The organism is Stenotrophomonas sp. YJH_SMC_8, from assembly GCF_059371315.1.
Map to the genome: position 1 here is coordinate 69,585 of NZ_JCAFUL010000008.1, position 24,573 is coordinate 94,157.

General features: G+C 65.6%; 26 protein-coding genes. 19 read left to right on the top strand and 7 right to left on the bottom strand.

Features of this window, described 5'->3' with window-relative positions; translation table 11 throughout:
* Positions 1–360: 360 nt before the first annotated feature.
* Positions 361–840, top strand: coding sequence for a DUF421 domain-containing protein (locus AC5P88_RS11695; RefSeq protein WP_106549994.1), 480 nt, complete (start codon positions 361–363; stop codon positions 838–840).
* A 43-nt stretch (positions 841–883) separates the two neighbouring features.
* Here AC5P88_RS11695 and AC5P88_RS11700 read toward each other — a convergent pair whose 3' ends face one another.
* The 7 genes from AC5P88_RS11700 to AC5P88_RS11730 all read right to left on the bottom strand — a co-directional run bounded on the left by AC5P88_RS11700 (position 884) and on the right by AC5P88_RS11730 (position 9,628).
* Complete coding sequence (locus AC5P88_RS11700; protein ID WP_495225093.1) at positions 884–2,404, bottom strand: hypothetical protein; 1,521 nt, start codon at positions 2,402–2,404, stop codon at positions 884–886.
* A 91-nt stretch (positions 2,405–2,495) separates the two neighbouring features.
* Entirely contained in the window at positions 2,496–3,392 is an 897-nt protein-coding gene (hemF, locus tag AC5P88_RS11705; protein ID WP_106549992.1) for an oxygen-dependent coproporphyrinogen oxidase, read from the bottom strand.
* A gap of 54 nt (positions 3,393–3,446) precedes the next feature.
* Positions 3,447–5,063, bottom strand: coding sequence for a hypothetical protein (locus AC5P88_RS11710; protein ID WP_495225094.1), 1,617 nt, complete (start codon positions 5,061–5,063; stop codon positions 3,447–3,449).
* Positions 5,064–5,100: 37 nt separating this feature from the next.
* Positions 5,101–6,219 carry a hypothetical protein gene (locus AC5P88_RS11715; protein WP_495225095.1) on the bottom strand — a complete coding sequence of 373 codons (1,119 nt, stop codon included), beginning with the start codon at positions 6,217–6,219 and terminating at the stop codon, positions 5,101–5,103.
* Positions 6,220–6,254: 35 nt separating this feature from the next.
* Positions 6,255–6,812 (bottom strand): hypothetical protein, encoded by a 558-nt coding sequence (locus AC5P88_RS11720; RefSeq protein ID WP_495225096.1) that lies wholly within the window; start codon positions 6,810–6,812, stop codon positions 6,255–6,257.
* 30 nt (positions 6,813–6,842) lie between these two features.
* Entirely contained in the window at positions 6,843–7,262 is a 420-nt protein-coding gene (locus AC5P88_RS11725; protein WP_495225097.1) for an NUDIX hydrolase, read from the bottom strand.
* Complete coding sequence (locus AC5P88_RS11730) at positions 7,259–9,628, bottom strand: S9 family peptidase (RefSeq protein WP_495225099.1); 2,370 nt, start codon at positions 9,626–9,628, stop codon at positions 7,259–7,261. The genes AC5P88_RS11725 and AC5P88_RS11730 overlap by 4 nt, the downstream gene beginning before the upstream one ends.
* Before the next feature lie 161 nt (positions 9,629–9,789).
* Here AC5P88_RS11730 and AC5P88_RS11735 point away from each other — a divergent pair, with 161 nt between their 5' ends.
* From AC5P88_RS11735 to AC5P88_RS11820, 18 genes are all read left to right on the top strand, one after another.
* Positions 9,790–10,242: a DUF4279 domain-containing protein gene (locus tag AC5P88_RS11735; protein ID WP_495225100.1), complete on the top strand. Its 453-nt coding sequence runs from the start codon at positions 9,790–9,792 to the stop codon at positions 10,240–10,242.
* A gap of 82 nt (positions 10,243–10,324) precedes the next feature.
* Positions 10,325–10,654: a hypothetical protein gene (locus tag AC5P88_RS11740; RefSeq protein ID WP_010482336.1), complete on the top strand. Its 330-nt coding sequence runs from the start codon at positions 10,325–10,327 to the stop codon at positions 10,652–10,654.
* 36 nt (positions 10,655–10,690) lie between these two features.
* Positions 10,691–11,335 (top strand): RNA polymerase sigma factor, encoded by a 645-nt coding sequence (locus AC5P88_RS11745; protein ID WP_495225101.1) that lies wholly within the window; start codon positions 10,691–10,693, stop codon positions 11,333–11,335.
* The gene (locus AC5P88_RS11750) at positions 11,332–11,547 is read left to right on the top strand and encodes a hypothetical protein (protein ID WP_495225102.1); all 216 of its coding nucleotides are present in this window, start codon (positions 11,332–11,334) and stop codon (positions 11,545–11,547) included. The genes AC5P88_RS11745 and AC5P88_RS11750 overlap by 4 nt, the downstream gene beginning before the upstream one ends.
* A 279-nt stretch (positions 11,548–11,826) precedes the next feature.
* A complete protein-coding gene (locus AC5P88_RS11755) occupies positions 11,827–12,138 on the top strand; it encodes a hypothetical protein (RefSeq protein WP_495225103.1) in 312 nt (103 codons plus the stop codon).
* A gap of 51 nt (positions 12,139–12,189) precedes the next feature.
* A complete protein-coding gene (locus tag AC5P88_RS11760; protein WP_495225104.1) occupies positions 12,190–13,401 on the top strand; it encodes a hypothetical protein in 1,212 nt (403 codons plus the stop codon).
* Positions 13,398–14,216, top strand: coding sequence for a hypothetical protein (locus AC5P88_RS11765; protein ID WP_495225105.1), 819 nt, complete (start codon positions 13,398–13,400; stop codon positions 14,214–14,216). Before AC5P88_RS11760 ends, AC5P88_RS11765 begins: the two co-directional genes overlap by 4 nt.
* Before the next feature lie 60 nt (positions 14,217–14,276).
* On the top strand, positions 14,277–15,548 hold the full coding sequence (locus AC5P88_RS11770; protein ID WP_495225106.1) for an ABC transporter permease: 1,272 nt from the start codon (positions 14,277–14,279) through the stop codon (positions 15,546–15,548).
* A 1-nt stretch (position 15,549) separates the two neighbouring features.
* Positions 15,550–16,749, top strand: coding sequence for an ABC transporter permease (locus AC5P88_RS11775; protein ID WP_495225107.1), 1,200 nt, complete (start codon positions 15,550–15,552; stop codon positions 16,747–16,749).
* A gap of 129 nt (positions 16,750–16,878) precedes the next feature.
* Entirely contained in the window at positions 16,879–18,276 is a 1,398-nt protein-coding gene (locus AC5P88_RS11780; protein ID WP_482984543.1) for a cytochrome ubiquinol oxidase subunit I, read from the top strand.
* A gap of 1 nt (position 18,277) precedes the next feature.
* Entirely contained in the window at positions 18,278–19,291 is a 1,014-nt protein-coding gene (gene cydB, locus AC5P88_RS11785) for a cytochrome d ubiquinol oxidase subunit II (protein WP_005414876.1), read from the top strand.
* A gap of 216 nt (positions 19,292–19,507) precedes the next feature.
* Positions 19,508–20,251, top strand: coding sequence for a beta-ketoacyl synthase chain length factor (locus AC5P88_RS11790; protein WP_495225108.1), 744 nt, complete (start codon positions 19,508–19,510; stop codon positions 20,249–20,251).
* On the top strand, positions 20,244–21,041 hold the full coding sequence (locus tag AC5P88_RS11795) for a lysophospholipid acyltransferase family protein (RefSeq protein WP_495225109.1): 798 nt from the start codon (positions 20,244–20,246) through the stop codon (positions 21,039–21,041). The genes AC5P88_RS11790 and AC5P88_RS11795 overlap by 8 nt, the downstream gene beginning before the upstream one ends.
* Positions 21,028–21,285, top strand: coding sequence for a phosphopantetheine-binding protein (locus tag AC5P88_RS11800; RefSeq protein ID WP_005411610.1), 258 nt, complete (start codon positions 21,028–21,030; stop codon positions 21,283–21,285). Before AC5P88_RS11795 ends, AC5P88_RS11800 begins: the two co-directional genes overlap by 14 nt.
* Before the next feature lie 17 nt (positions 21,286–21,302).
* Entirely contained in the window at positions 21,303–21,560 is a 258-nt protein-coding gene (locus AC5P88_RS11805) for an acyl carrier protein (protein ID WP_005411609.1), read from the top strand.
* A 22-nt stretch (positions 21,561–21,582) separates the two neighbouring features.
* On the top strand, positions 21,583–22,134 hold the full coding sequence (locus AC5P88_RS11810; RefSeq protein WP_049431675.1) for a COG4648 family protein: 552 nt from the start codon (positions 21,583–21,585) through the stop codon (positions 22,132–22,134).
* Positions 22,127–23,812: an ApeI family dehydratase gene (locus AC5P88_RS11815; protein ID WP_106549979.1), complete on the top strand. Its 1,686-nt coding sequence runs from the start codon at positions 22,127–22,129 to the stop codon at positions 23,810–23,812. The genes AC5P88_RS11810 and AC5P88_RS11815 overlap by 8 nt, the downstream gene beginning before the upstream one ends.
* A complete protein-coding gene (locus tag AC5P88_RS11820) occupies positions 23,802–24,572 on the top strand; it encodes a glycosyltransferase family 2 protein (protein WP_286074523.1) in 771 nt (256 codons plus the stop codon). Before AC5P88_RS11815 ends, AC5P88_RS11820 begins: the two co-directional genes overlap by 11 nt.
* The last annotated feature ends 1 nt before the right edge of the window (position 24,573 follow it).

A 24,573-nucleotide genomic window follows, 5' to 3' on the forward strand; every position in this document is an offset into this window, starting at 1 on the left:
CCGAAAACGACGTGAATTCGTTCATTCGTCAGAGGTTTCTGACTCGATCATGAATGTTGCCCTGATCGAGGTTCATTAAATTGGGCCCCTTCACGAACCGTTAGTGTTCGGAGTGCTTCTATAACTCTCGACAGGCGCAACGCCTGTTGTGGATCTCTCCCATCCCCTGGAGCAGATCTCGGAACGGGGACTCCTCCCCAAGTGCCCGTTCCCCGGCCCCGTTGACCTCCCCCTGGTCAGCGGGGCTTTTTATTTGTGCCGCCGGAACACTTCGCATGGGGTCAGATCCCTTTGCCCGATGGACAAAGGGATCTGACCCCAGGTGCTAGGCTGGGCAACCGTCACGCAGGGGAACCCGCAATGCCCGATCTGTTCGCACTGGCGATGCCATGGTGGGAGTTCATCCTGCGTGCGGTGGTGGTCTATGTCGTGGTGCTGGGCATGGTCCGGCTCAGCGGCAAACGCCCGCTCGGGCAGATCACCCCGTTCGACGTGCTGCTGGTGGTGCTGCTGGGCAATGCGGTGCAGAACGCGCTGCTGGGCACCGACACCTCGCTGGGCGGCGGCCTGTTGCTGGCGGCCACCCTGATCCTACTCAACTACGGGGTGGGCTGGGTCAGTACCCGCAGCCGGCGGATCGAACGCCTGGTGGAAGGAGAACCGGTGGTGATCGCGCGTGATGGGCGCCTGTTTGATGCCGTTCTGCGCCGCGAGCAGGTCACCCGCTCTGATTTCGAGGCCGCCATGCGCCAGCAGGGTTGCCTCGGTGTGGAGGATGTCGAGCTGGCCCTGCTGGAGATCAACGGGCACATCACGATCATCCCCAGGAAGAGCACCTGACTTGTAGAGCCGGGTCCATGCCCGGCTCCACTGGTGTCGGGCGTCAGGGCGCGGCTTCGGCCTTCAGTGCCGGCCAGTTGCGGGTGGCGTCCACATCACAGGCCACGTGCGTGCCCTTGCCATCCTTCGCGCAGATCGCAGCCATGGCCTGCGGAATCTTCGGGTCTGCGGTGTGCGAATACACCGCTGCCAATGCCAGGCACCCTTCGCGCACGCCCGCGCCGCACAGCGTCTCGAAGTAGGGCAGCGACGCGGCCCATTTTTCGGACTCGAACAGCGCTTCGCCGGCCACCTTGCAGCCGAGCAGCTTGCCATCGGTGCAGCAGGCCTTTGCGCCGTCCTTGCGGGCCAGGGTCGGGCAATCCAGCGGCAGCGGGATCTCCACGAAGGCCACCGGCGGCGTACAGGTGGCATTGCCTGTGGCGGGCTTGCGCTCGTAATAGGCGAAGCGGTTGCCGCCGTCGACGCTGGCCAGGTTTCCGTTCTTCAGCGCCTGCAGTACGAAGTCGCTGCCGGCATCGCGACGGATGAAGATACGGCCGTCCTGCAGGCGCGCGCGCAGGCGCTGGCCGCGGCCCTCGGCCTCAACCAGGCCGCCATCGAGGAAGCGCAGCTGCGAGAGCACGCCGTACTCGGCTTCAAAGCTGCCACAGGGCAGTGCGGTGGCCGGTACCGGGACCAGTGCAGCGGCCGGTGCAGCGGCCAGGCCGGCAAGTGCCTTGGCGCGGCCGCAGGCCACGCCGTCCGCGCGCTGCGCGCACGACAGCTGCAGCGCTTCGTGGGCCTGGGAAAGGCGCCCACCACCCCACAGTACCTCGGCAACGTCGGCGCAGAAGGTCTCGCCGTGCTGCTGCCGGCACAGTGCGGCCAGCTCATCGAGCTGCGCAGACGGCAACGCAGGGTCGACCGAATGCTGCAGCCCGAGCAGGGACTTGCCGATCATCTCCAGCCCGATCACCTCGGCGATCGCCCTGCAGCCCTCGGCGTTGAAGGACGCGGAATCCTCCATGCAGATCTCCGGCTTCGGCGGTTCAGCTCGTGCAGGCGCCGGGGCTGCGTCCTTGGCCTGCTGCTGGTAGGTCTCCAGCAACCGCATGCAGGCTGCACCCACACCCTCGGCACACCAGGCGTGCAGTTTCACGGGGGCAGCCTCCGGCAGCGCCTCCAGGCACTCGGAGGTGTTCATCACGCAACCGTCTTCGACGGGCTCCGGCATTGTCTTGCAGGCGGCGGCGTGCTCACGGGTGAACTCGCGATAGGGCGTGCTGATCGTGCGGTCGCTGTCCGAGAAGTACCAGTTCTCCAGCTGGCCCGTGGACAGGTTGCCGGTACCCAGCACGTCTTCCTGGCGGACGATGCGCAGCTCCTCGGTCGCCTGGTAGGGACCGGACAGGAAGCCGTGGCCTTCGCTCTCGAGGGTCAGCGTGGTGTTGCCGCTGCTGTCCTTGTAGGTGCCGCAGGCCATCGACTGTGCGGCGGCCGGCAGGCTGGCCGAGGCCAGTGCGAGCAACAGCAGGGAGCGCCAACCCGTGACGCGGGGGCGAAGGGTAACAGCAGGGAACATGGGTTCGTCCTTGAGGGAAATGGAACGGGTCCTGGCCGATGCGCAGCGCAGGCCAGGGACGGTGCCACGCGTCAGGCGTGGCGCCGGAAGATCAGACCCAGTCGCGTGGTACCAGGTAATCGGCCAGGCGCGATTCGGCGCTGCCGGGTTCCGGCGAGAAGCCGTACTCCCAGCGCACCCGCGGCGGCAGGCTCATCAGGATGCTCTCGCTGCGGCCGCCGCTCTGCAGGCCGAACAGCGTGCCGCGGTCATAGACCAGGTTGAACTCCACGTAGCGGCCGCGGCGGTACAGCTGGAACTCGCGCTCGCGTTCGCCGTATGCGGTGTCCTTGCGCTGCTGCACGATCGGCAGGTAGGCATCGAGGAAGCCATCACCGACCGCCCGCAGGTAATCGAAATCGCGTTCGAAGTCGCCGTGCAGGTCGTCGAAGAACAGCCCGCCGACGCCGCGTGTTTCATTGCGGTGGCGCAGGAAGAAGTACTCATCACACCAGCGCTTGTGCGCGGCATAGCGTTCGTCGCCGAACGGCGCGCACAGATCGCGTGCGATCCGGTGCCAGTGCTGCACGTCCTCGTCGAACGGATAGAACGGCGTCAGGTCGAAGCCGCCGCCGAACCAGCTGGCCACCACTTCACCGTCGCGCTGCGCCTGGAAGAAGCGCACGTTGGCGTGGGTGGTCGGCACGTAGGGGTTGAGCGGGTGGAACACCAGCGACACGCCGGTGGCGCGCCAGGAGGCGCCGGCCAGTTCCGGGCGGTTGGCCGAGGCCGACGGCGGCAGGCGGCTGCCGGACACATCGGAAAAGCCGATACCGGCCTGCTCGAACACCGCGCCGTCGCGCAGCACACGGGTGCGCCCACCACCGCCCTCGGCACGCTGCCACAGGTCTTCCTGGAAGCGGGCCTGGCCATCGGCGGCCTCGATCGCCGCACAGATGCGGTCCTGCAGGTCGGTGAGGTAGGCGCGCACGCGCTCGAATTCGTTCATGGCGCGTACTTTACCGCAGGGCCCGCCCGAAGCTGCGGACAGGCCCTGGCCGGCTCAGCGCTTGCGGTTGGAGTTGCGCGGTGCCGGAGTGTCGTCCACCGCCGCCTCGTCAACCGACTTCTGCAGGGCGCCGCCCAGCGTGATCAGCTCCCAGTTCTGGGTTCCAAGTACGTCGCAGGCCACATGCAGGCCGCTGCGGTCGGCATTGCACAGCTGTTCCAGGATGCGACGGGCGTCCACGTCCGCACCGTTGCCCTGTACGGTGACCAGGTTCTCGCAACCCTCGCGGACACCGGCGCGGCAGACGGTGGTGTAGTGCTCTGCGGCCTGCAGCCAGTGCCCGGACAGCGCAAGGCGGTTGCCGAGAATGTTGCAGCCCTGCAGCTTGCCCTGCGCACAGCAGGCTTCGGCACCGTCCTCGTTGGCCAGCGCCAGCGGGCAATCCTGCGGCAGCGGCAGTACCGTGTATTGCCTCGGTGCGCTGCAGCGGGTCGGGCCCTCGCCGGTAGGGGCGAACACCTGGAAGCGGGTCCAGGTGTCCAGGCCCAGCAACTGGCCGCCGGGCAGCGGGCGCAGCACGAAGTCGCCGTCCCGGTCGTGGCGGATGCGGATGTCGCCCTCTTCGACGCGCGCGCGAAGATGGCTGTTCCAGCCAACGCCGACCAGGCCGTTGTCACCGAAGTCCAGCGTGTCCATCAGGCCGCCGTCGGCCCGGTAGTTGCCACAGGGCAGGGCCGTTGCTGGCTGCGGTTGCAACGATGCACCCACCGCCCGCAGCGCCGGCAGGCGTTCGCAGGTGGCGGCGTCGTTACCGGGTGTGCAGGCCGCAGCCAGGGCCTGCACCGCCTGCTGGGGATCTCCCGCCTCCCAGGACAGTTCAGCCACGCGGGTGCAGAAGCCGCCATGGGATACCTCGCGGCACAGCTGCAACAACTTATGGCGCCGCTCAGCCGGAATGATCACCGGCGCGGTCGGCGCTGCCATCGTCACCACGGCTTCGGTCATGGCTGCCGTCATCGCCGCCTTGACCAGCTGCTCCTGCACCGCGGGGTCTGCCTCGAGTGCGGCGGCACACGCCGGGGTTCCCTGCTCGAAGCCACCGTCGTCACAGGCAGCGGGGAGTTTGATGCCGGACAGGGCGGCGTCCAGCGCTGCCTTTGCCAGAGCGGGATCGGCCTCGACCGTAGGTTTGGCCTCCTCGTGCCAACGATCAGCCAGTTGCAGGCACATGCCGGGCACGCCTTCCCGGCACCCTGCTTCCAGCGCGGTCGGGCTCGCTTCGCGACGGTTGTCCAGGCACCCCGCCGCATCGGCCAGGCAGCTGCCTTCGGCCGGCGCGGCGGCTGCGGCGCACTGTGCGGGGGTCTGCAGGATGTAGACCGTGCCATCCACCTCGACCGTCCGGCCACGATCGCGCACCTGCAGCGCGCTGGGCAGGCCGTACTCCAGGTTCACCAGTTGCAGCGTTCCGTTGATCTGCTGGAAGGCGACGGGCGTCGGTGCGCTGCCGAAGTGCTTCTGCTCGCCGCGGTTCGGCGAGCTGATGCGCAGCGTACCGCTGCCTTCGTCGGCCTTGAACAGGCCGCATTGCGGTGACTGTGCGGCGGCCATCGGCGCGGCCAGCAGCAGCGCCCAGGCCAGCCAGTGGCGGCGCGGTGCGGGTGAATGCATGTCGTCTCCTTGACGATCGAACGGGAAACTCCAGGCGCTACGGCGAACCACGGCCCTCGCGCGGGGGCGTGCATTGTGCCGTGCCGGGCACCGGCTGGTAACGCTGATATCCCGTCTGCGCATCCATACCAAGCAGGTCGCCATTGCCGAGCTGGCGCAGCACAAGGGTTTCGCCGTTCTGCTGCAGGTGGATGGCACCGTCATGCAGGCGGCCACGCGCGCCATCGCCGAAGTCGAGCCTGTCGATCACGCCACCGTCGGCCTGGTAGCGGCCGCACGGCACCCGCTGGGCCGGGACGAGGCGCAGATCCGCACCGAGATCGTACAGCGGTGCGATGCGTTCGCAGGCACTGATGCGTCCTGCATCGCAGACCACCTGCAGGGCCTGCACCGCCAACACGGGTTTCAGCGCGATCAACTGCTGTTCGGCCACTTCGATGCAGAAGCGACCACCACGGTGATGCAGGCACAGCTGCTGCAGACGGTCGCGTGCAGCGGCCGGAAGCGGTGAGTTCAGTGTGTCCTCGTCTTCCTGTTGCAGGCGTTCACCCACCGACTGCATCGCGGCAGCCAAGGCATCGTCAGTCAGCGCTTCGCAGGCCTGCGGGTCATGCCCGGGTGTGTGTTCGCGGCAGGCGGGCGGACGTTCGAAGCGCGCGGCGCCGGTGTCATCGGCGGCTGCGGCGTTGCCATCGCGCAGTTGTCGCAGCAGCGCCGAGCAGCCCGCGCCAACGCCTTCGCTGCAGGCGCGCTGGGCCTGGCCCGGTGAAGCGGTAGGCAGCTGCGCGATGCAGTGGCTGCCGGCGGCACGGCAGCTGCCGGCAATCGCCCTGGGCTCGGCGGCGCAGGTGCGGGGCTGGCGCAGGGTGTAGACCACCGGCACATCGTCTTCGATGCGTTGCCCGTCGGCACTGATCCGGATCGGCTCTGCCACGCCATCGTCGAGCATGACCAGGCGCGTCTGCGCCGCACTGCGATCAACCCACAGTGGTTCCGGCTCGCTGATGTCGTTGTGGCGGTAGCCGGTGCTGGCGGTGCTGAACACCAACGCCATGCCACCATCGGCGCTGCGGTATTCGCCACATCGCAGCGCGTCTGCGCCGGCAGGCAGCGCGGCCAACAGCAGCAGTGCGGGGAGAAGGGTCAGCAAGCGCATGCGACGGTCCGTGTCGTGCGGGAACGGGGTGTGGCTCAGTGGAAGCGCGAGCGGATGTCCGGCCGCAGCAGGCGCCAGGCCAGCCAGCCCTGCAGGCCGAGGAACAGCACCGACGTGCCGAGCAGGGTGAAGGTCATCATCCAGCGCCGCGGCTGCATCGATTGCTGCATGCCCGGGTCGTCGGCGAGCAGCACGATCACCTCGCGCATGAACACGTCCAGCCACCAGGTGATCGCGAAATTGGCCAGCGCGCTCAACAGCAGCATCACCACGAAGCTCCACAGGCCCCAGCGGCGCTCTCGCAGCAGGCCCCAACTGGCCACGGCCGAGACCAGGCAGAGCAGTGCGGCGATCATCGAGGCACACACAGGGTGTGCCAGCAGCCAGGTCAGGCTGTGCATCTGCCGTTGCTGTACTTCACCGGCCAGCAGTTGCCAGAGTGGAATGTCGTGCAGTGGCCACACCAGCAGCCCCTGCAGTACGAAGTAACCGGTCAGCAGCGCGGACAGCCAGAAGGAGGCCTGGACCAGCGGTCGAATCCACGCGTGGTAGGGCGAAGGCTGCAACGAGGGCGGCGGGAGCGGCACTGACATCCGGTGTCCTTGCAATCGGTGCCCGCGCGGTCAGCGGGCCGTCACCCGGGTGGCGACGGCCGGCAGGATATGGTGTTCGCTCAGCGGTGCCAAGGGCAGGCCATGCGGCGGCTGCAGCGGCACCCAGGCCAGTTCGGCGATCTCGGCGCGCACCTGTGGCGTGCCGTCCACCCGTACCCACCACGCCTGTGCCTGCACGCGGTGGCCGGGCTCATTCACCGCCCAGTCCTCGAACGTGCCCAGCGCGATGGCAGCCCCGGCCCGCAGCTGCACACCGAGTTCCTCGTCCAGTTCGCGGGCCAGTGCCTGCAGTGGCGTCTCACCGGCTTCGGGCTTGCCACCGGGCTGGATGAAGCGGTTGGCGCCGTGCTTGCGCACCACCAGCGCCTGGCCGCGGTCATCCAGGATGACCGCAGCCACGACCCGGATCGTGGCTGCGGCGTTGCTCACTTCAGGTTCTGCTCGAACAGCTTGAGGATGCGCTTGTACTGGTCCAGCCAGGAATCGGCGCGCACGTAGCCGTGGCGCTCCAGCGGGTACGGTGCGATCGACCAGTTGTCCTTGTGCAGTTCGATCAGGCGCTGGGTCAGGTTCACCGAGTCCTGGAAGAACACGTTGTCATCCATCATGCCGTGGGCGATCAGCAGGTTGTCCTGCAGGTTCTGCGCGTACTCGATCGGCGAGGACACGCGGTACGCCTCCGGATCGATGTCCGGGGTGTTGAGGATGTTGCTGGTGTAGCCGTGGTTGTACTGGTGCCAGTCGACCACCGGGCGCAGCGCGGCGCCGGCCTTGAAGGTGCCCGGCGAGCGGAACAGCGCCATGAAGGTCATGAAGCCGCCGTAGGAACCGCCGTAGATGCCGGCGTGGTCGCGGTCACCCTGCTGGGTGTCGACCAGCCAGTCCAGGCCGTCCTTGTAGTCTTCCAGTTCCGGGTGGCCCATGTTGCGGTAGATCGCCGTGCGCCAGTCGCGGCCGTAGCCCTCGCTGCCGCGGTAATCCATGTCCAGCACGATGTAGCCCTTCTGCACCAGCAGGTTGTGGAACATCTGCTCGCGGAAGTAGGCCGGGTAGCGCTGGTGCACGTTCTGCAGGTAGCCGGCGCCGTGCACGAACATCACGATCGGGTACTTCTTCCCCGGTTCCTTGTTTTCCGGTTCGTAGTACTTGGCCCAGACCACGCCGGCACCGTGCTTGGACGGTACCGCCACCAGCTTCGGCTGGATCCACTGGCGCGCCTTGTAGTCGGCGGTGCGGGTGTCGGTCAGCACGCGGGCCTGGCCACCGGCGCTGGGCAGCACGGCCAGCTGCGGCGGCAGGTAGGCGCCGGAGTAACGCACCAGCAGCTGCTGGCCGTCCGGCGACAGCGAGAAGTCTTCCACGCCGTTGAGGCTGGTCAGCTCGCGCACCTGGCGGCTGCCGGTGTCGACCGCGCAGACTTCGTAGTCATGCGGCGCCTGCTGGTTGCACAGGAAGTAGAAGCCCCTGCCATCGGCCGACGGCACCGGCGCCGAGGTTTCCCACTTGCCGCTGGTCAGCGCCTGCGGCTTGGCAGTGCCGGCCTGGGTGTACAGGTGCGAGAAGCCCGATTCCTCGGACAGCAACCACAGCGTGCGGCCATCGGCCATCCAGCCGAAATCGTTGAAGCCCCAGTTGATCCAGGCGTTGTCGGTCAGGCGGTGGCGGTTCTGCACGCGGCCGTCGGCAGCGTTGACGCTGATGATCCAGCGGTCCTTGTTGTCGTTGGCACGCAGCATCACTGCGGCCTGCTGGCCGTCGGCGCTCCAGCGGATGCCGCCGCCCATGAAGTCGCTCATCACCTGCACGCTGCGTTCGCCCTTCAGCGCGTCCTTGCCGGCCTTGCGGCGCAGTTCGGCCAGCGGGTCGGTGCTGATGCCCGGCAGGCCGGCCAGCGAGACCTTCTCGGCCTTGCCGGTGCGCACGTCCACGTACCACAGGGTGTGCGGTTCGAAGCCGTTGCGGCCGACGCGGGTGCGGGTGTCCTCGGTTTCCTCGTAGCCCGACTCGGTCACGTACAGCGGCATCTTGCCGCCGCGGCCGTCATCGAAGTCCTTCGGCTTGGTCACCACGATCAGGTGGGTCAGGTCGGGCGACAGCACGCTGTCACCGATCTCCACGTCGGCGCCCAGATATACCGGGCCCGGTGCGCGGGTCGGGTCGGCCTGGCGCCAGCGCTGGTCCTGGTCCTTCAGGGCTTCGCGCTGGTCGCGGTCGCGGCGCAGGGTTTCCAGCGTGCGCAGCTGCTGGTCGCGCAGCACGTCGGCCTTCGGCGGCGTGCGCGGGTCCTTCTCGGCCTTCAGGCTGGCCACTTGCTGCACGCCGCTGGCGGCAGTCCAGTGGAACCAGTTCTGGCCGACCCGCCAGATCACGCCGTTGTCGGCGGCGAAGTTCACGTTGCCCGCGCGCTCGTTGCTGCGGGTCAGCTGGGTCAGCGCGCCGCTGCGCAGGTCGCGCACGAACACGTCGCCATTGCGGACGAAGGCGCTGCGGCTGCGGCTGCGGTCGTAGACCGGCTCGGCCACGTCCAGCGTGCCGCGCTGGTCATCGGCGACCTGTGCGGCCACGCCTCCGGCCAGCGGCTGGCGGAAGGTATCGCGCACCGGGCTGCCGCTACGCTTGAGCTGGTATTCCACCTGCTGGCTGTTCCACGACCACCAGGCCTTCTCGACCGGCGGACCGATCCAGTCCGGGTCGGCCATGGCCTGTTCGATGGTGATCGGCGTGGGCGCGGCATGCGCGGCCGGTGCGGCCAGCACGGCCGACAGCAGGAGGGACAGGGGCAGCACTCGGGACATGGGCGGACGGCACCGGAAGAGGAAACCGGGCAAGCGTAGCAGCCGTAACGGCCCGGGGCAGGGGCCACAGGTCATGGCAGCGGAATCGGCAAAATGGCACTGTCCGGGTCGCCGCGATGGCGTGTGCGGCATGATGGCCATTCCGTTCGGATGGAACCGATATGTACTGCTACGACTACAGGATCTCTCTGGGCGTAGAGCACCCGACAGAGGCCAGCGCCGTGATTGCCGCCCGGCTGGATCTGGAACCGGCGTTTTCCCGTGATGTCGGGACTGAATATCGGGATCGCGACGGCACCCTGATCCGGGTGCATGTGGCGACCCGGGTGGTGTTTGGACTTGAGAGGGGCAAGGACGGCTGGTTGATGGATGCCTGGCCGGCGTTGATCGATCTCCTGCAGGCACGCGCTGACGTGATCAGGGAACTGCTGCAGGAAGGGGCCGGCATCGGCCTGCGTGTCGGCATCTTTGGAAAGACCGCATGGGCGGGTTTCGAGCTGGATCAGCAGTTGCTGCGACTGATGGCGGACCTGCAGCTGGATTTTCAGGTGGAGACCTATTTCCCGGACCCGGAGGGCACGCCCGGCGGCAGCGGAGAGGCGGCAGGCACTTAGTGCAACCGGTAGTGCAACCGGTTGCCGTGGTCGCGCATCCATTCTCCTGAACCCGCATCATCCACCGAACAGGAGCCCGACCATGCAGGAACTGATCCCGATCACCCTCTTCATCTGCATCGCCTACGCGATCCATGCCATCGCCGATGCACGGGCGCGCAGCAAGCTGGTGGCGCCCCATGTACCCGAGGAAGTCATCCGCTCGTTGGCCGTACTGGAAGAGGAGCGTCGCCGTCAGGGCGCGCTTCGCTGGGGCATCAGCCTGGTCAGCCTGGCCGTGGCAATGGGCCTGCTGGAGGCGATTGGTGCACGCGAACTGACCTTCGGCGCCGCCGCCGCGATGGTCGGCAGTGCCGGCCTCGGCCAGCTGCTGGCCTGGCACTTCACCCGCCCCGCCGCGCGCAAGGGCTGAGGCAGGCATGCCACGGGCACAGGGGGCGCCCCGCGCATGAGCCTGCTGGATGGAGCATTGGCTGCATTGCGGGGGCGTCGCCGCGACGTCCCCGCCGAGCCCATACCCGACGCAGATGACGACCGCGCTCTGGTCCGCGCCATCATCGATGGTTCGCAGCCGGCGTTCGCGCAGCTGGTGCAGGCGCATCAGCGCACCTGCGCGCACGTGATCGGTCGAATGGTTGGCGACCGCGACCAGGTGGCCGATCTGCTGCAGGAAACCTTCCTGGCGGTGTTCCGCCAGCTGCACCGGTTCCGATTTGAATCTTCGTTGCGTACCTGGGTTTCGCGGGTGGCCTACACCACCGCGCTGCAGCACCTGCGACGGCGACGCCTGGAAGCGCAATGGATGGTAGCGGTGGAGGTTCCGGAAGAACTTGGCATCGGTGATGAAGGCCCGGGCCCGGCGGAACTGAGCGAGGTGCTGCAGGCCGGGCGCCAGCTGGGCGCGGCACTGGAACGGCTGAGTGCGCCGCAGCGGCTGATCGTCGGGTTGCACTACCTGGAGGATTTCGATCTGGCCGAGATCGAGCAGGTGACCGGGCTGGCGCGCGGTACCATCAAGAGCCACCTGCACCGCGCGCGCCAGGTCCTGAAGCAGGAACTGACGCGGCACGCCTCCGCTGGAGAACTGCTGTGAACCTACCAACCGACCCCCGCGATGCGGAAGAGCGCGCGCTGGCCCAGGCGTTGCGTGAGCAGGCGCAGCAGGAAGACGCGCCGGATGTGAGCGAGGCGCTGCAGAAGCGCATTACTTCTGAATCGCGCGACAGTGGTGTGTGGTACGTGGTGGTGCAGGTGGTGCTGGTTGGGGCGTTGGTGGCGGCAGGCGTCTGGTACTTCTGGAGCTAGGAGATTGATGGGTCCGACGTGAGTCGCATCCGGCGTGAACTTTCTTCCGCCACTCCAAACGTCGAGGCCTCAGAGAATCCCCCGCGCCGGATGGATGGCGTCATCTTCAGGCGCTACGTGAGAGGTGGTGCGTTGAGGAAACTTGCAAAGGCACCTCCGCCCATTGATCTCGATGATCCTGCTGGGAAAGCCTGACTCGTCGGCAGTCGCTGACGCTGGCCGGGAGCTGCACAAGCTCACGGCCATACCCCGCAGTATCAACATCAAAGGAGCTGAATAATGTCGAAAATCGGCAAGTCCGTGCTTCTCCCTCCGGCGCTCATTGCCATGCTTGGCCTGTCCGGGATCGCGTCTGCTGCGCACGAAAGTGCGCCCAATGATCTGGCGCAGATCCAGAACGTCTCTGTGCTGGACATCAAGCTCGTCAGTGGGACAGATCTGCAGGAGGAAACTGGCGATAGCGAGATCGCAGGTGTGCAATGTACCAACTACTCAAGTGGGGGCACCCACTGCGGTCACTATTCGTCAGGTGGCTCGGAAGATCTTCAGTTTGCACATGCCGTCCCTAAATTCCAGAAGTTCAACGTCTAGGAATGCGGACGGTCGCCCTTGGGGCGGCCGTCCATCGCCAAGGAGAGGTTGATGAGAACTTCCATAGAGGATCTCAGGAGAGCGATTGAAGATCCGAGCAGAACGGTTGACGTTTGCTCAGTGCTGTTGGATGCATGGTTTGAAGCCACTCCGCGCCGTTTGGGTGAGGCTCTTTCCAGATTCAGGAATGAGCGGCCGGAGAATCAAGAGCCTGTAGGGAACTTTGAAAGAACGTTCAGGACGTTGGATCCTGCGGCGAGAAGAAGATTGCTGGGCTCCCCATGGGTTTCGGGGTTCATGGACGATCCAGGCGGAGTCTCTCATGAAGATCCAGATGGAAGGCCTGTCTCCACCATCCAGGCGCTTCATCTCGCCGCAGAGGCAGAGTGTCTGGTTTCCCCTATCCATGGCGAAGTGGGTGAACTGCACGAAGGAAGAGGGGTTGAAAGTCCATTGGGGGAGTGGGTAGTCAGGCGGCATGAATCCGGATTTGAGAAGGTTGAGCGCGTAAAAATCGGAGGTGTGATCGCTCTGGATGTGGATAGCGGACTGGCGCGTCGAAACGAGCCAGAGAGCGGAACGTTCTGTAATCCATTCCTGAGCATCTCATCTGAAGAGCTTGTCGTAATTCAGGAGAAGCTGGAGGCCGCCATAGGGCTTGTAGATAGGGCCACTCCACATCTTGGAATTCTGATTCGAATATTCACAAGGCGTGTATTTGTGAGGAAGTCGATCCAGCTTGATGATCAGGTTTCACCACTGAATCTTGGGTCCGAGTATCGGCCAATTCATGCGGGTTGCATCCGAATCCTCAACGTTCACAGGCCGGAAATGACCGTGGATCTTTGCGCAGAAGCAATTTTGCATGAGTCCGTCCACTCATACCTCTCCGCCTATGAAGAGGTGCATGGAAAGTTCATGTCAGGTGCAATCAGGGTGCGCCCGGTTTCACCATGGTCAGGAAACTTCATTCCAAACCATTCACTGGCGCACGCGGTGTTTGTTTACTACGCCATCCACCAGCTTCTCGGGAGGTTGGTTGGTATCGGTGCTGGGATTGGAGAAGAAGCCATGAGGAGAATAAAGCGACGACTGATGCACGTAGCAGGCGGATTCTTCATCGAACGGACGATATCGACGCTGTTCGTACTGGAGTCACCCGCTTCGTTGCAGCTGATGGCGGTCGTGGATGAAGTCCAGAAAGAGATCAGGGCCGAGTACAGCCAAAGAATGCCAAAGGCAATGTTGGAGAGCATGGCATGAAGACTCCAACCATTGTCATCCACTCCGATCCAGAGGATGTCGTCGCAGCCGTGCTGCGAGATGTCCAGGGTGTGAGCATGATCCATCTGGATGAGCTGACCCGAAGCTGGTGCGTTCAGGAGGCTGAGATCATTGAACCTACACTGGGGCAGGCGATTCCGAACCTGCGGTCTGCCTACATCATCAACCGAGTCTTCGATCTTTCCTTCACCGAAATTGGCAAGCGTCTTCGAGATTTCGGCTTGCATGAGAACTGGGTGCACACCGCTCTAGGCTCGGTCTTGTCGCAAGCACAATCGCTGGCACACGGAATTGGTCCTCGTGGAGTGAGTAGATCGCTTCTGCCTTTGAATGTGCAATGGGAGCTTCTTTCCGCGCATATGCCAGGAATCAGTATTCCTAAGTTCGCTTTTGGGTTCGGTCATCGAATGCCCGATACGTCGCATCTGAAGAAGTTCGTGCAGAAGTCGGTCTGGTCCTACTTCCGCTGGAATGGTGAGTCTGACGTCGAAGAGGGCGAGCAGCAATGGCATCCATTCTTCGTCGAGCAGCCGCAAGGCAATCCAATCATTTGCAGCTATCACGGAGAGATGTTCGTACTGAGTTTTCCAAGAGGACGGCCCGATGTGGATCCTGGGGCCTTCCCTACTCTCATACAGGCATGCCGGGAACTGTTCGATTGCAGGATGGGGGAGATCCTGGTGTATCAGGTCGATGAAGACCTGACCTTCTGCGCCTGCAGCCCATACATGGCTGGACTAGGTGAGCTGGGAGAGGGAAAGCAGCTTCTTCTACGGGGAGTTCCTTCGAGTTGAAACTGGGCGTTCTGCAAAGGCCAGGGAGGGTATGTGCACGGTTACTACATCAGAATATCGTTGACTCGATTCAAGCAGCAGATCGGCACACATCTGGCAATTGCTCTCATGCTGGGCGTGGGAGTAGGGATCACGACCGTGATGCTCTCCATTGTTCTTCAGGCATCGTCTGATCCGGTTCCGGGCAGGAGCGCCGCGTTGTTTCGTCCATATCTTGATGTTCGTCCAGATGCCCTGCGAAGTGGCTCCCCGGATCCTGGCCAGGCGCTGACCTGGCCAGATGCGAAGGCGCTTCTGGGCCAGGGACGCTTGCGGACGCAGGCAGCCATGGCGGGCGGTGCTGTGACGCTCTCCAGACCGGGGCAATCCAGCTCAAGATTGCGAGCGAGGTTCGCCACGTCCGAAATCTTCAACGTCCTTGGCATTGCTGTTGTTCAAGGAAGGGCATGGACTGCCGAGGAGGGGCATGCGGCGAGCCGGACGGTGGTTCTGTCGCGTACGGCTGCAGAGCGTGTGTGTGCACGCGAGTGCGTTGGTCATCTGTTGGAACTTGGTAGACGAATCTACACCGTCGTAGGTGTCGCGGAGGATTGGCATCCGGTGCCGATGTTTCAGGGAGATCTCACACGCAGACCCTTCGTGGAACCTGATGAGATCTATCTTCCGGTTGAAACCGCAATCGCAGACAAGCTGACCGTCGTGGATGGAACAACGATCTGGGGGGCTGACCAGGATACGGATCTTGCAGGGGCCAACGTCTCCTGGCTTCAACTGTGGGCATGGCTACCCACCTCGGATGACGTCGCGGTCTACCACGCGGGTCTGAACGCCTATGCGCAGGAGAAGGGGCTTCGAATCGAGCCAGGCTCACAGCAGGTCGCACTCTGGCCCTTGATGGATTGGCTGGACAGGCAGGGATTGGTTCCGGAGCGGGCGAGGATGCAGCTCCGGCTGTCGCTGGTCCTTCTCGGCGTGTGCATTGTCAACGCAGCGGCGCTACTGGGCTTTTGCCTGGGGCGCCGTCGGCGGGAGCTCGCGATACGACGTGCATTGGGAGCACGACGCCGTGACGTGTTCATCCAGCTCATGTGGGAATCCATCGCCGCTGCAGTCGTAAGCAGTGCGCTCGCAATGATCACGTATGTAGTGGGAATGCGCGTGATTGATTCGGGAGGCGTTCTACCCAGTGCGTTAACGGCGATGCATGCCGGGGCAATGCTGATGGCAGCTGGCCTGGGAGTTGCCACGACGTTGATCTGTTCATTGATCCCGTCGTTTGGGCTCTGCAGGGGGAGCTCATTGTCGAGCGCCTTCGCGAAAGGGACTGCCTGAAATGTTCGAATCGATGAAGGAGACCCGACGGCACATTGGAAGCGCTGCCCTTCTTGTAGTGCAGGCAGGGCTTGCAAGCCTGGCATGTGCGTTCGCATTGCAGTCCGCGATGGACAGTTTCTCCAGATTGAGCGCTCGGAACATCAAGGATGCAGCATCGATTGGTGTGGTCAGGGTCTCGGATGTCGAAGACGGCGCGGATGCTGCAATGCTGCGAACGGACCTGTCCGCCACTCGACTGCCTGGCGTTCAGGACACCGTTGTGAGCGACGCGGTTCCGTTCGGAGGAAGAGCCCATCGATACGGCGTGTGCACCAGTGAATTGGCCATGATGCACTCGATGAACGCGGGCACGACAGACATTGCCGGGTGTGATCGCATTCCTGTGGTAACAGCCAGCGCTGGCTTGCTGGCGATGCTGGGCGCGGGAATCGTGCAGGGAAGGGCTGTCACCGAGGACGACATGGGTGAAGGTGCTCGGGTGGTTCTGATCAGTGAAGCACTGGCTGCCAGTCTTTTCGGAACAGAGAGGGCCATTGGCCGGCAACTTCATTTCGGCCCCGGCAGCAGTCGGGTCGTGGTGGGCGTGTTCGCGTCCGTCCCCGGACCGGCACCAGGGGGCAATGAGCGAGACTCGCAGTGGGCGTTGCTTCCGGGCCTTCCCATGGGCGCGAGTCGCTACTATCTGGCGAAGTGGATGTTGGAGGTCGAGCGTTCATGGCTTGATCGCGTTGTCGATGCGCTGCAGCGGCCTTATCGGATCATGAATCCGGCCGGTGTCGAGACGCTGGCGGGTTATCGCGATGCGTACGTCAAGGCTGATCGTTTCGCTACGATCGTGCTCGCGATTATGACGGCCGTTGTTCTCGGTGTGCTGATGGTCGGTGTTTCCGGGGTCGTAGGCGCGTGGCTCGATCGACGTCGGCACTCCATTGGGGTCCGACGGACATTGGGGGCGCCCGGATCCGCGATCTTTGCTGAAATCATGTTCGAGGTTTCACTGTTCACCACTTCCGGTGCCATGCTTGGCGCTATGTCGTTGCAGTGGTTCTGGTCGCCACGGGACGACATCGCGGGTTCACCATGGGTCTCGATGTTGATTGCTGTAGTTCTGGTGATGGCGGCCTGTTTGATTGCATTGGTGCCCAGGGCCCTCCGAATCTCCAAGCAGCAGCCTTTGACCCTGCTGAAGCCCATATAGCCCATTCATCCTGTCACCCGCCTCCACCTGCGACAAAGTGAAGCAGCGCGTCACCCGGTCGCATCCCACCTTAACCAAATCCTCCTAAAGTGGTCCGGTATCCCACCGGTCGCAGGCAGGAGGCGTCCCTTGGACGCGTTGTTGTTGTCCCGGATCCAGTTCGGATTCGTCATCAGTTTCCATGTGCTGTTCCCCGCCTTCACCATCGGCACGGCCAGCTGGCTGGCCTTCATCGAGTGGCGCTGGCTGCGCACGAAGTTGCCCGTGTGGCGCGAGCTGTATTTCTTCTGGCAGAAGATCTTCGCGGTGTCGTTCGGTATGGGCGTGGTCAGCGGCATCGTCATGGCCTTCCAGTTCGGCACCAACTGGCCGCGGCTGAGTGAGGTGGCCGGCACGGTCATCGGCCCGCTGCTGACCTACGAAGTGCTGACCGCGTTCTTCCTGGAAGCCAGCTTCCTTGGCGTGATGATGTTCGGTTGGGGCCGGGTCTCGCCGCGCCTGCATTTCCTGTCCACCTGCATGGTGGCGCTGGGCACGCTGTTCTCCACGTTCTGGATCCTGTCGTCCAACAGCTGGCTGCATACGCCGGCCGGCTACGAGATGGTCAACGGCATCGTGCATCCGGTGGACTGGTGGCAGGTGGTGTTCAATCCCTCGTTCCCGTACCGCCTGGCCCACATGGCGCTGGGCTCGTTCATCACCACCTGTTTCGTGATCGGTGGCGTAGGTGCGTGGTATCTGCGCAAGGGAACGCACGTGGAAGCAGGCCGGCGCATGCTGATCGCGGCGGTGGCGTTCGCGGCGCTGACCGTGCCGGTGCAGATCTTCGTCGGTGACATGCATGGCCTGAACACGCTCAAGCACCAGCCGATGAAGATCGCGGCGATGGAAGCGCATTGGCATGAAACCAAGGAAGGCGAGGGCGTGCCGCTGGTGGTGTTCGCGCTGCCCAACGAAAAGGAAGAGCGCAACGACTTCGAAGTGGCCATCCCCAAGCTGGGCAGCGTGATCCTCACCCATTCGCTGGACGGCACCTTCGATCCGCTTACCTCGGTCCCCGCCAGCGAGCGGCCGCCGGTGACGCCGGTGTTCTTCGCCTTCCGCATCATGGTCGGGCTGGGCACGTTGATGCTGCTGCTGGCCTGGGTGTCGGCCTTCCAGTTGTGGCGGAAGAAGCTGCTGGATTCACCGTGGCTGTTGCGCGGGTGGAACTGGATGCTGCCCAGCGGTTTCATCGCGCTGCTGTCGGGTTGGTTCGTCACCGAGATGGGCCGCCAGCCGTGGGTGGTGTATGGCGTGCTGCGCACCGCTGATGCGGTCGGCCCGCAGAGTGCGTGGATGACGGCACTGTCGCTGGGCGTTTACGTGGTCGGCTACGCCTTCGTGTTCGGCTGGGGCATCTGGTACCTGGTGAAGATCCTGCGCCATGGGCCGCAGCCATATGCCGAAGGGCCATCGCTGGACCATGGCAGCCATACTCCGGCGCGCCCGCTGTCGGCCGCCGACGAACCGCTGGAGGAGCGCTGACATGGACCTGATGACCTGGCTGCCGGTGGCATGGTTCGCGGTGATCGGTTTCGGCGTACTGATGTACGTGGTGCTGGACGGCTTCGTGCTCGGCATCGGCATCCTCGCGCCGTTCGCCGAGGACGAGGAACAGCTGGACCTGATGATGAACACCGCCGCGCCGATCTGGGACGGCAACGAGACCTGGCTGGTGCTGGGCGGTGCCGGGCTGCTGGCGGCCTTCCCGAAGGCGTATGCGGTGCTGCTGTCGGCGCTGTACCTGCCGGTGCTGCTGCTGGTGGTGGCGCTGGTGTTCCGTGGTGTGGCCTTCGAGTTCCGCTTCAAGGCGCATCGATCGCGCCGGCTGTGGAGCGTGGCGTTCGGCCTCGGATCGCTGCTGGCCACGTTTGCCCAGGGCGTGATCCTCGGCACCCTGGTGCAGGGCATCCCGCTGGTGGACGGCGTCTATCAGGGCGGACCGTTCGCCTGGTTCAGCCCGTTCGCGATGCTGACCGGCGCCGCGCTGGTGGCCGGCTATGCGCTGCTGGGCAGCACCTGGCTGATCCTGAAGACCGAAGGGCGCGTGCAGGCGCTGGCGCGGCAGATGACCCGGCCGCTGGTGGTGGCGGTGATCGCGGCGATGGGCCTGGTCAGCAGCTGGCTGCCGTTCCTCGATTCGCGGCTGATGGCGCGCTGGTTCAGCGACGGCAACTTCTGGTGGCTGTCGCCGGTGCCGCTGTTGACCCTGGCGGTGGCGGCCGCGCTGTGGCGCAGTGCCACCCATCCTCGCCGTGACCTGCCGCCGTTCCTGCTCAGTCTGGCCCTGTTCGTGCTGGGTTTCCTCGGCCTGGTGCTGGGCATGTGGCCGTACCTGCTGCCACCGTCGATGACTCTGTGGCAGGCGGCGGCGCCGGCGTCCTCGCTGGGCTTCACGCTGGTTGGGCTGGTCATTCTGTTGCCGGTCATCCTCGGCTATACGGCCTGGTCCTATCGGGTATTCCGCGGCAAGGTGCACGCCGACACCGGTTACCACTGATCGATTGAAGGCGGGGCCGGCTGTTGCCCGGCCCCGCGTTGGGGAATGTGAAACCTGCACACCCTGCGCGGGACGTGCTAGCGTGCGCTCCTTTCCGGCGGCCAGGGGGGCAGCCGGCGACGTCCTGGACGGACGCACGGCTGCAGGAATGGGGGCCGCCGCGCGTCGCCGTAATGGCTCGTGCCTATCGTTCTCCCGTTGAAGCACCAACGCTAAATGATTGAATTCTCCATCGTCGACTGGGCCGCGTGGGCGCCCGGCCTGAGCGAGCGTAGCCAGTGGCTGGGCTGGGCCGATGCGCCGTACCTGCCGCATGGCGGGGATACGCCGGCACTGGCGGAGGTTCCGGCAATGCAACGCCGTCGTATCGAGCGGTTGGGCCGCATGGCGATCCAGGCCGCGTGCTGGTGCGAGGAGGGGCAGGGGGCCGACAGCGACGTGCCGCTGGTGTTCGCCAGCCGCCATGGCGACGTCGCACGTTCGATGGACCTGTTGGGTGCGCTGGTCGGCGACCAGCCGTTGTCGCCCACTGGATTCGGCCTGTCGGTGCACAACGCGATCGCCGCGCTGTATTCCATCGCCCGCGGCCATCGCGGCAACTACCTGGCATTGGCTGCCGGCCAGGCCACGGTCGAGGCCGCGTGCCTGGAGGCCGTTGGCCTGCTGGCCGATGGCGCCCGCGAGGTGCGGGTGGTGGTCTACGAATCTCCGCTTCCTGAAATTTACGCGACGTTCGCCGACGAACCCGACCCGTTCTTTGCGTGGTGCTGGCGGTTGACCGCGCCCGCTGCGGGCCACCCGACTCTTTCTCTGCAGTGGCAGCCGGCCGAAGAACAGGCCACTTCTGCGCCGGGCCTGCTGCCGCACGCGCTGGACCTGCACCGCTTCCTGTTGTCCGGCGCGCCGGCGCTGGAGCACGTGGCCCACGGCCAGCGTTGGCGCTGGGGCCGCCGTGAGTGAGCTGCCGCGCCGCCTCGATCACGCCTGGCGGGTGTTCGGCACCGGCCTGAGCTTTGCTGCGTTTGGCCTCGGCGGGCTGCTGCTCGGTGTCCTGGTGATGCCGGTGCTGCTGCTGATGCGGGACCCGGTGGCCCGTCGCCGGCGAGCCCGGCGCGTGGTCCAGGCCGCCTTTGCCAGCCATGTCCGGCTGATGTGCCGGCTGGGGGTGATGACCCTGCAGATCGAAGGCCGGGAACGCCTGCAGCGCGACGGTTTGCTGGTTCTGGCCAATCACCCGACCCTGATCGACGTGGTCTGCCTGATTTCATTGCTGCCCAACGCCGATTGCGTGGTCAAGCGGGCCGTGGCCTGCAACCCGTTCATGCGTGGTCCGGTGCGGGCGGCCGGCTACATCTCCAACGATGACGGCGCTGGCCTGGTGGACGACTGCGTAGCCGCGGTGCAGGCCGGCGGCACCCTGGTCATCTTCCCGGAAGGCACCCGCAGCGTGCCCGGACAGCCGCCGCGCCTGCAGAGGGGCGCGGCCAACATCGCCGTGCGCGGCCGCCTGGACATCACCCCGGTGCGGATCACCTGCACCCCGCCAACCCTGACCAAGGGGCAGAAGTGGTATCGTGTCCCCTCACGTCGCTTTCACGTTCGGCTGCAGATCGGCGAAGATATCCCGATCGCGCCTTTCTTGGCCGAAGACGACTCGCCAAGGGGGGATGCCTTGGCGGCACGCCGCGTTACCGAGCACCTTTCTCGTTATTTCGACCTGTCTGGAGAGCCGCCCCGTGCAAGCACTTGAGCACGAGATCAAGGAATTGATCATTTCCTCCCTTTCGCTGGAGGACATCACGCCGGAGGACATCGATCCGACCGCGCCGCTGTTCGTCGAAGGCCTCGGCCTGGATTCGATCGACGCGCTGGAGCTGGGCCTGGCGCTGCAGAAGAAGTACGGTGTCAGCCTCTCGGCCGATTCGGAAGAAACCCGTCGCCATTTCTCCAGCGTGCGCGCGCTCGGCGAGTTCGTCGCCGCCCGCCAGTCGTAACGGCGCCAGGAATTGCCATGACCAAGAATGAACTGTTCGAACGCATCGTCAGCATCCTGACCGACAGCTTCGAGATCGAAACCGCCCGGATCACCCCCGAGGCACGCCTGTACGACGACCTGGATATCGACAGCATCGATGCGGTCGACCTGATCGTGCAGCTCAAGCCGCTGCTTGGCCGCAACCTGCAGCCGGAAGCGTTCAAGGCCGTGCGCACCGTACAGGACATCGTCGATGTCGTGCACGGGCTGCTGCCGGACCAGGCAGCCGCCTGACCGCAGCGCCGGCGGCTCCGCCATGGCACGCGCACGCACGTTCGTGGTGGCTGCGATTTCGCTGGCCTACCCGGTGCTGGTGTACCTGGCGATGGGCCGTTTCGAGCCACGCTGGCTGTCGCTGCTGCTGTTCACCCTGGCCCTGCTGCGTGCGCTGAGTACGCGCCAGCCGCTGTGGTGGGCCGCCGCCGCGGGTACCGGCCTGCTGGCCGTGCTGGCCACCGTGCTCAACCAGGCCCTGCCGCTGAAGCTGTACCCGGCATTGGTGAACGTGGTGATGCTGGCGGTGTTCGGCACCAGCCTGCGCTTCGGCCCGCCGCTGGTGGAACGCCTGGCGCGGTTGCAGGAGCCGGACCTGCCGGCGTTCGCGGTGGCCTATACCCGCCGCGTCACCCAGGTGTGGTGTGGCTTCTTCGTTCTCAACGGCAGCCTGGCCCTGCTGACCGCGCTTTACGCGTCGGACCGGGTCTGGATGCTCTACAACGGATTGTTGGCGTACGTGATGATGGGCGTGTTGTTTGCAGGTGAGTGGCTGGTGCGGCGTCGGGTCAAGGCAGCGCACGCGCATGGCTGAGTGGATTGCCCTGGACCGGCTGCTGGTGGACCCGCAGCCGCAGCGCAGCATCGGCCTCTGCGATGGCGAGGTGATCGATCATGCCCGCTTCCGCCAGCGGGTGCTGGCCTGGCGCGCGGCCTTTGCTGCTGCCGATGGCCGCGACTGGGCCCTGTACTTCGATGACGCGGTGGCCTTCGCTGCGGCGCTGTTCGGCGCCTGGCATGCCGGCAAGCGGGTGTTCCTGGCCGCCGACAACCTGCCGGCCACGCTGCAGGCGCTGCAACCACAGGTGAGCGGTTTCGCCGGTGATGTTTCCGCCGACTACCGACCGCTGGTTGCCCCCGCCGTTGGCGTGGACGGCGAACTGCAGGTGCTGGACGAGCGCGCCTGCGAGCTGTGCGTGTTCACCTCCGGCAGCACCGGCCAGCCCAGTGCGATCAACAAGCGCATGGACCAGCTGGCGCGCGAGGTGGATGCGCTGCAGGCTGCGTTCGGCGCGCAGCTGGAAGGCGTGCAGGTGCATGGCACGGTGTCCCACCAGCACATCTACGGCCTGCTGTTCCGCGTGCTGTGGCCGCTGGCCGCCGGCCGCCTGATCCATCCGCGCCGGTTCTTCCACGAAGACCTGGTAGGCGCGCTGGCTGGTACCGACACGGTGCTGGTGGCGACGCCAGCCCACCTCAAGCGCCTGCCTGAGCAGCTCGACTGGGCCAGCCTGCACGGTCGCCTGCGCGCGGTGTTCTCCTCCGGTGGCCCACTGCCGGAGGAAGCTGCACGCCAGGTACGGCAGTGGCTGGGCGTGGCACCGACCGAGGTTTACGGCAGCAGCGAGACCGGTGGTATCGCCTGGCGCCGATGGGACACCGACCTGCCGCCGTGGCAGCCGCTGCCGGGCGTGCAGTGGCGCATCGAGGATGGCTGCCTGGCCGTCGCCTCGGCGCATCTGGAAACCCTCGACTGGTGGCGCACCCAGGACCGCGTGGAAGCCTTGGCCGATGGCCGCTTCCGCCTGCTGGGCCGTGCCGACCGCATCGTCAAGATCGAAGAGCGCCGCGTTTCGCTGGATGCGCTCGAACGCGCGCTGCGCGAAGACGCCGAAGTGGACGACGTGCGCGTGCTGGTCCTGCCAGGACAGCGTGAGCAGCTGGCAGCGGTGGTGGTACCGGCCGATCCGGCGCTGCTGGAGGGTGGCGACGCCGCGCGCCGCGCGCTGGGCCAGCGCCTTGGCGCGCGCCTGGCACAGGCACATGACGCGGTCACCCGGCCGCGCCGCTGGCGCCTGGTGCAGGCGCTGCCGATCAACGCACAGGGCAAGGTCACCCAGGCGGCACTGGCGGCGCTGTTCCAGCCGCTGATGCCGGTACCGGCATGGGAGCACCGCGACGCTGCAAGCGCCACCCTGCGCATGACCCTCGACCCGGCGCTGCGGCCGTTCCAGGGCCATTTCCCGCAGGCGGCGATCCTGCCCGGCGTGGCGCAGCTGGACTGGGCCGTGCGTTTTGGCCGCCAGGCGTTCAGCATGCCGGCCGGATTCCTGCGCATGGATGCGGTGAAGTTCCAGCACGTGGCCCGCCCGGGTGATGAGCTGACACTGCAGCTGGACTGGGATGCCACACGCAATGTGCTGGCCTTCCGCTACACCTCCAGCCACGGTGTGCATGCCAGCGGCAAGGTGGTTTTCGCCGATGCGGACTGACCCGGCCGTTGCCGGTGCCGCGTTCGCGCCACTGGTGGTGATTCCCGTCTACGACCACGAGCACGCTATCGCGGCGGTGGTCGACGGCGTGCAGGCCACCGGCCTGCCGTGCCTGCTGGTCGACGATGGCTCGCATGAGGCGTGCGCGACGGTGCTGCGTTCGCTGGCGCAGCGCCACGGCGTCGACCTGCTGCGCCTGGACATCAACCAGGGCAAGGGTGGGGCGATGCTGGCCGGTTTTGCCGAAGCCGCTGCGCGTGGCTACAGCCACGTGCTGCAGATCGATGCCGACGGCCAGCACGATACCGCCGACCTGCCGCGCTTCATCGAGGCGGCGCGCGCGCACCCGGGTGCGGTGATCTGCGGCATTCCGGCCTACGACGCCAGTGTTCCGAAAGCGCGCCTGTACGGCCGCTACGCCACCCACATCTGGGTCTGGATCAACACGCTGTCGCTGCACCTGCGCGACACCATGTGCGGCTTCCGCGTGTATCCACTGCCGCCGGTGCTGCGCCTGGTCGGTGAAGAGACCATCGGCCGGCGCATGGATTTCGATACTGAAGTGATGGTTCGCCTGTACTGGCGGCAGGTGCCGGTCGAACACCTGGCCACGCGCGTGACCTATCCCGCCGATGGCGTGTCGCACTTCGATGTGTGGCGTGACAACGTACGTATCAGCCGCATGCACACCCGCCTGTTCTTCGGCATGCTCTGGCGCGCACCGCGCCTGCTGTGGCGCCGCCTGCGGGGGCAGTGCTGAG

Bases quoted from the DNA above. Each gene is read 5' to 3' on its own strand.
- AC5P88_RS11815 (WP_106549979.1), top strand. From the start codon at position 22,127: ATGGCTGAGTGGATTGCCCTGGACCGGCTGCTGGTGGACCCGCAGCCG.
- AC5P88_RS11735 (WP_495225100.1), top strand. From the start codon at position 9,790: ATGTACTGCTACGACTACAGGATCTCTCTGGGCGTAGAGCACCCGACA.
- AC5P88_RS11755 (WP_495225103.1), top strand. From the start codon at position 11,827: ATGTCGAAAATCGGCAAGTCCGTGCTTCTCCCTCCGGCGCTCATTGCC.
- cydB (WP_005414876.1), top strand. From the start codon at position 18,278: ATGGACCTGATGACCTGGCTGCCGGTGGCATGGTTCGCGGTGATCGGT.
- AC5P88_RS11740 (WP_010482336.1), top strand. From the start codon at position 10,325: ATGCAGGAACTGATCCCGATCACCCTCTTCATCTGCATCGCCTACGCG.
- AC5P88_RS11820 (WP_286074523.1), top strand. From the start codon at position 23,802: ATGCGGACTGACCCGGCCGTTGCCGGTGCCGCGTTCGCGCCACTGGTG.
- AC5P88_RS11765 (WP_495225105.1), top strand. From the start codon at position 13,398: ATGAAGACTCCAACCATTGTCATCCACTCCGATCCAGAGGATGTCGTC.
- AC5P88_RS11745 (WP_495225101.1), top strand. From the start codon at position 10,691: ATGAGCCTGCTGGATGGAGCATTGGCTGCATTGCGGGGGCGTCGCCGC.
- AC5P88_RS11730 (WP_495225099.1), bottom strand. From the start codon at position 9,628: ATGTCCCGAGTGCTGCCCCTGTCCCTCCTGCTGTCGGCCGTGCTGGCC.
- AC5P88_RS11790 (WP_495225108.1), top strand. From the start codon at position 19,508: ATGATTGAATTCTCCATCGTCGACTGGGCCGCGTGGGCGCCCGGCCTG.
- hemF (WP_106549992.1), bottom strand. From the start codon at position 3,392: ATGAACGAATTCGAGCGCGTGCGCGCCTACCTCACCGACCTGCAGGAC.
- AC5P88_RS11720 (WP_495225096.1), bottom strand. From the start codon at position 6,812: ATGTCAGTGCCGCTCCCGCCGCCCTCGTTGCAGCCTTCGCCCTACCAC.
- AC5P88_RS11715 (WP_495225095.1), bottom strand. From the start codon at position 6,219: ATGCGCTTGCTGACCCTTCTCCCCGCACTGCTGCTGTTGGCCGCGCTG.
- AC5P88_RS11760 (WP_495225104.1), top strand. From the start codon at position 12,190: ATGAGAACTTCCATAGAGGATCTCAGGAGAGCGATTGAAGATCCGAGC.
- AC5P88_RS11775 (WP_495225107.1), top strand. From the start codon at position 15,550: ATGTTCGAATCGATGAAGGAGACCCGACGGCACATTGGAAGCGCTGCC.
- AC5P88_RS11810 (WP_049431675.1), top strand. From the start codon at position 21,583: ATGGCACGCGCACGCACGTTCGTGGTGGCTGCGATTTCGCTGGCCTAC.
- AC5P88_RS11805 (WP_005411609.1), top strand. From the start codon at position 21,303: ATGACCAAGAATGAACTGTTCGAACGCATCGTCAGCATCCTGACCGAC.
- AC5P88_RS11695 (WP_106549994.1), top strand. From the start codon at position 361: ATGCCCGATCTGTTCGCACTGGCGATGCCATGGTGGGAGTTCATCCTG.
- AC5P88_RS11700 (WP_495225093.1), bottom strand. From the start codon at position 2,404: ATGTTCCCTGCTGTTACCCTTCGCCCCCGCGTCACGGGTTGGCGCTCC.
- AC5P88_RS11710 (WP_495225094.1), bottom strand. From the start codon at position 5,063: ATGCATTCACCCGCACCGCGCCGCCACTGGCTGGCCTGGGCGCTGCTG.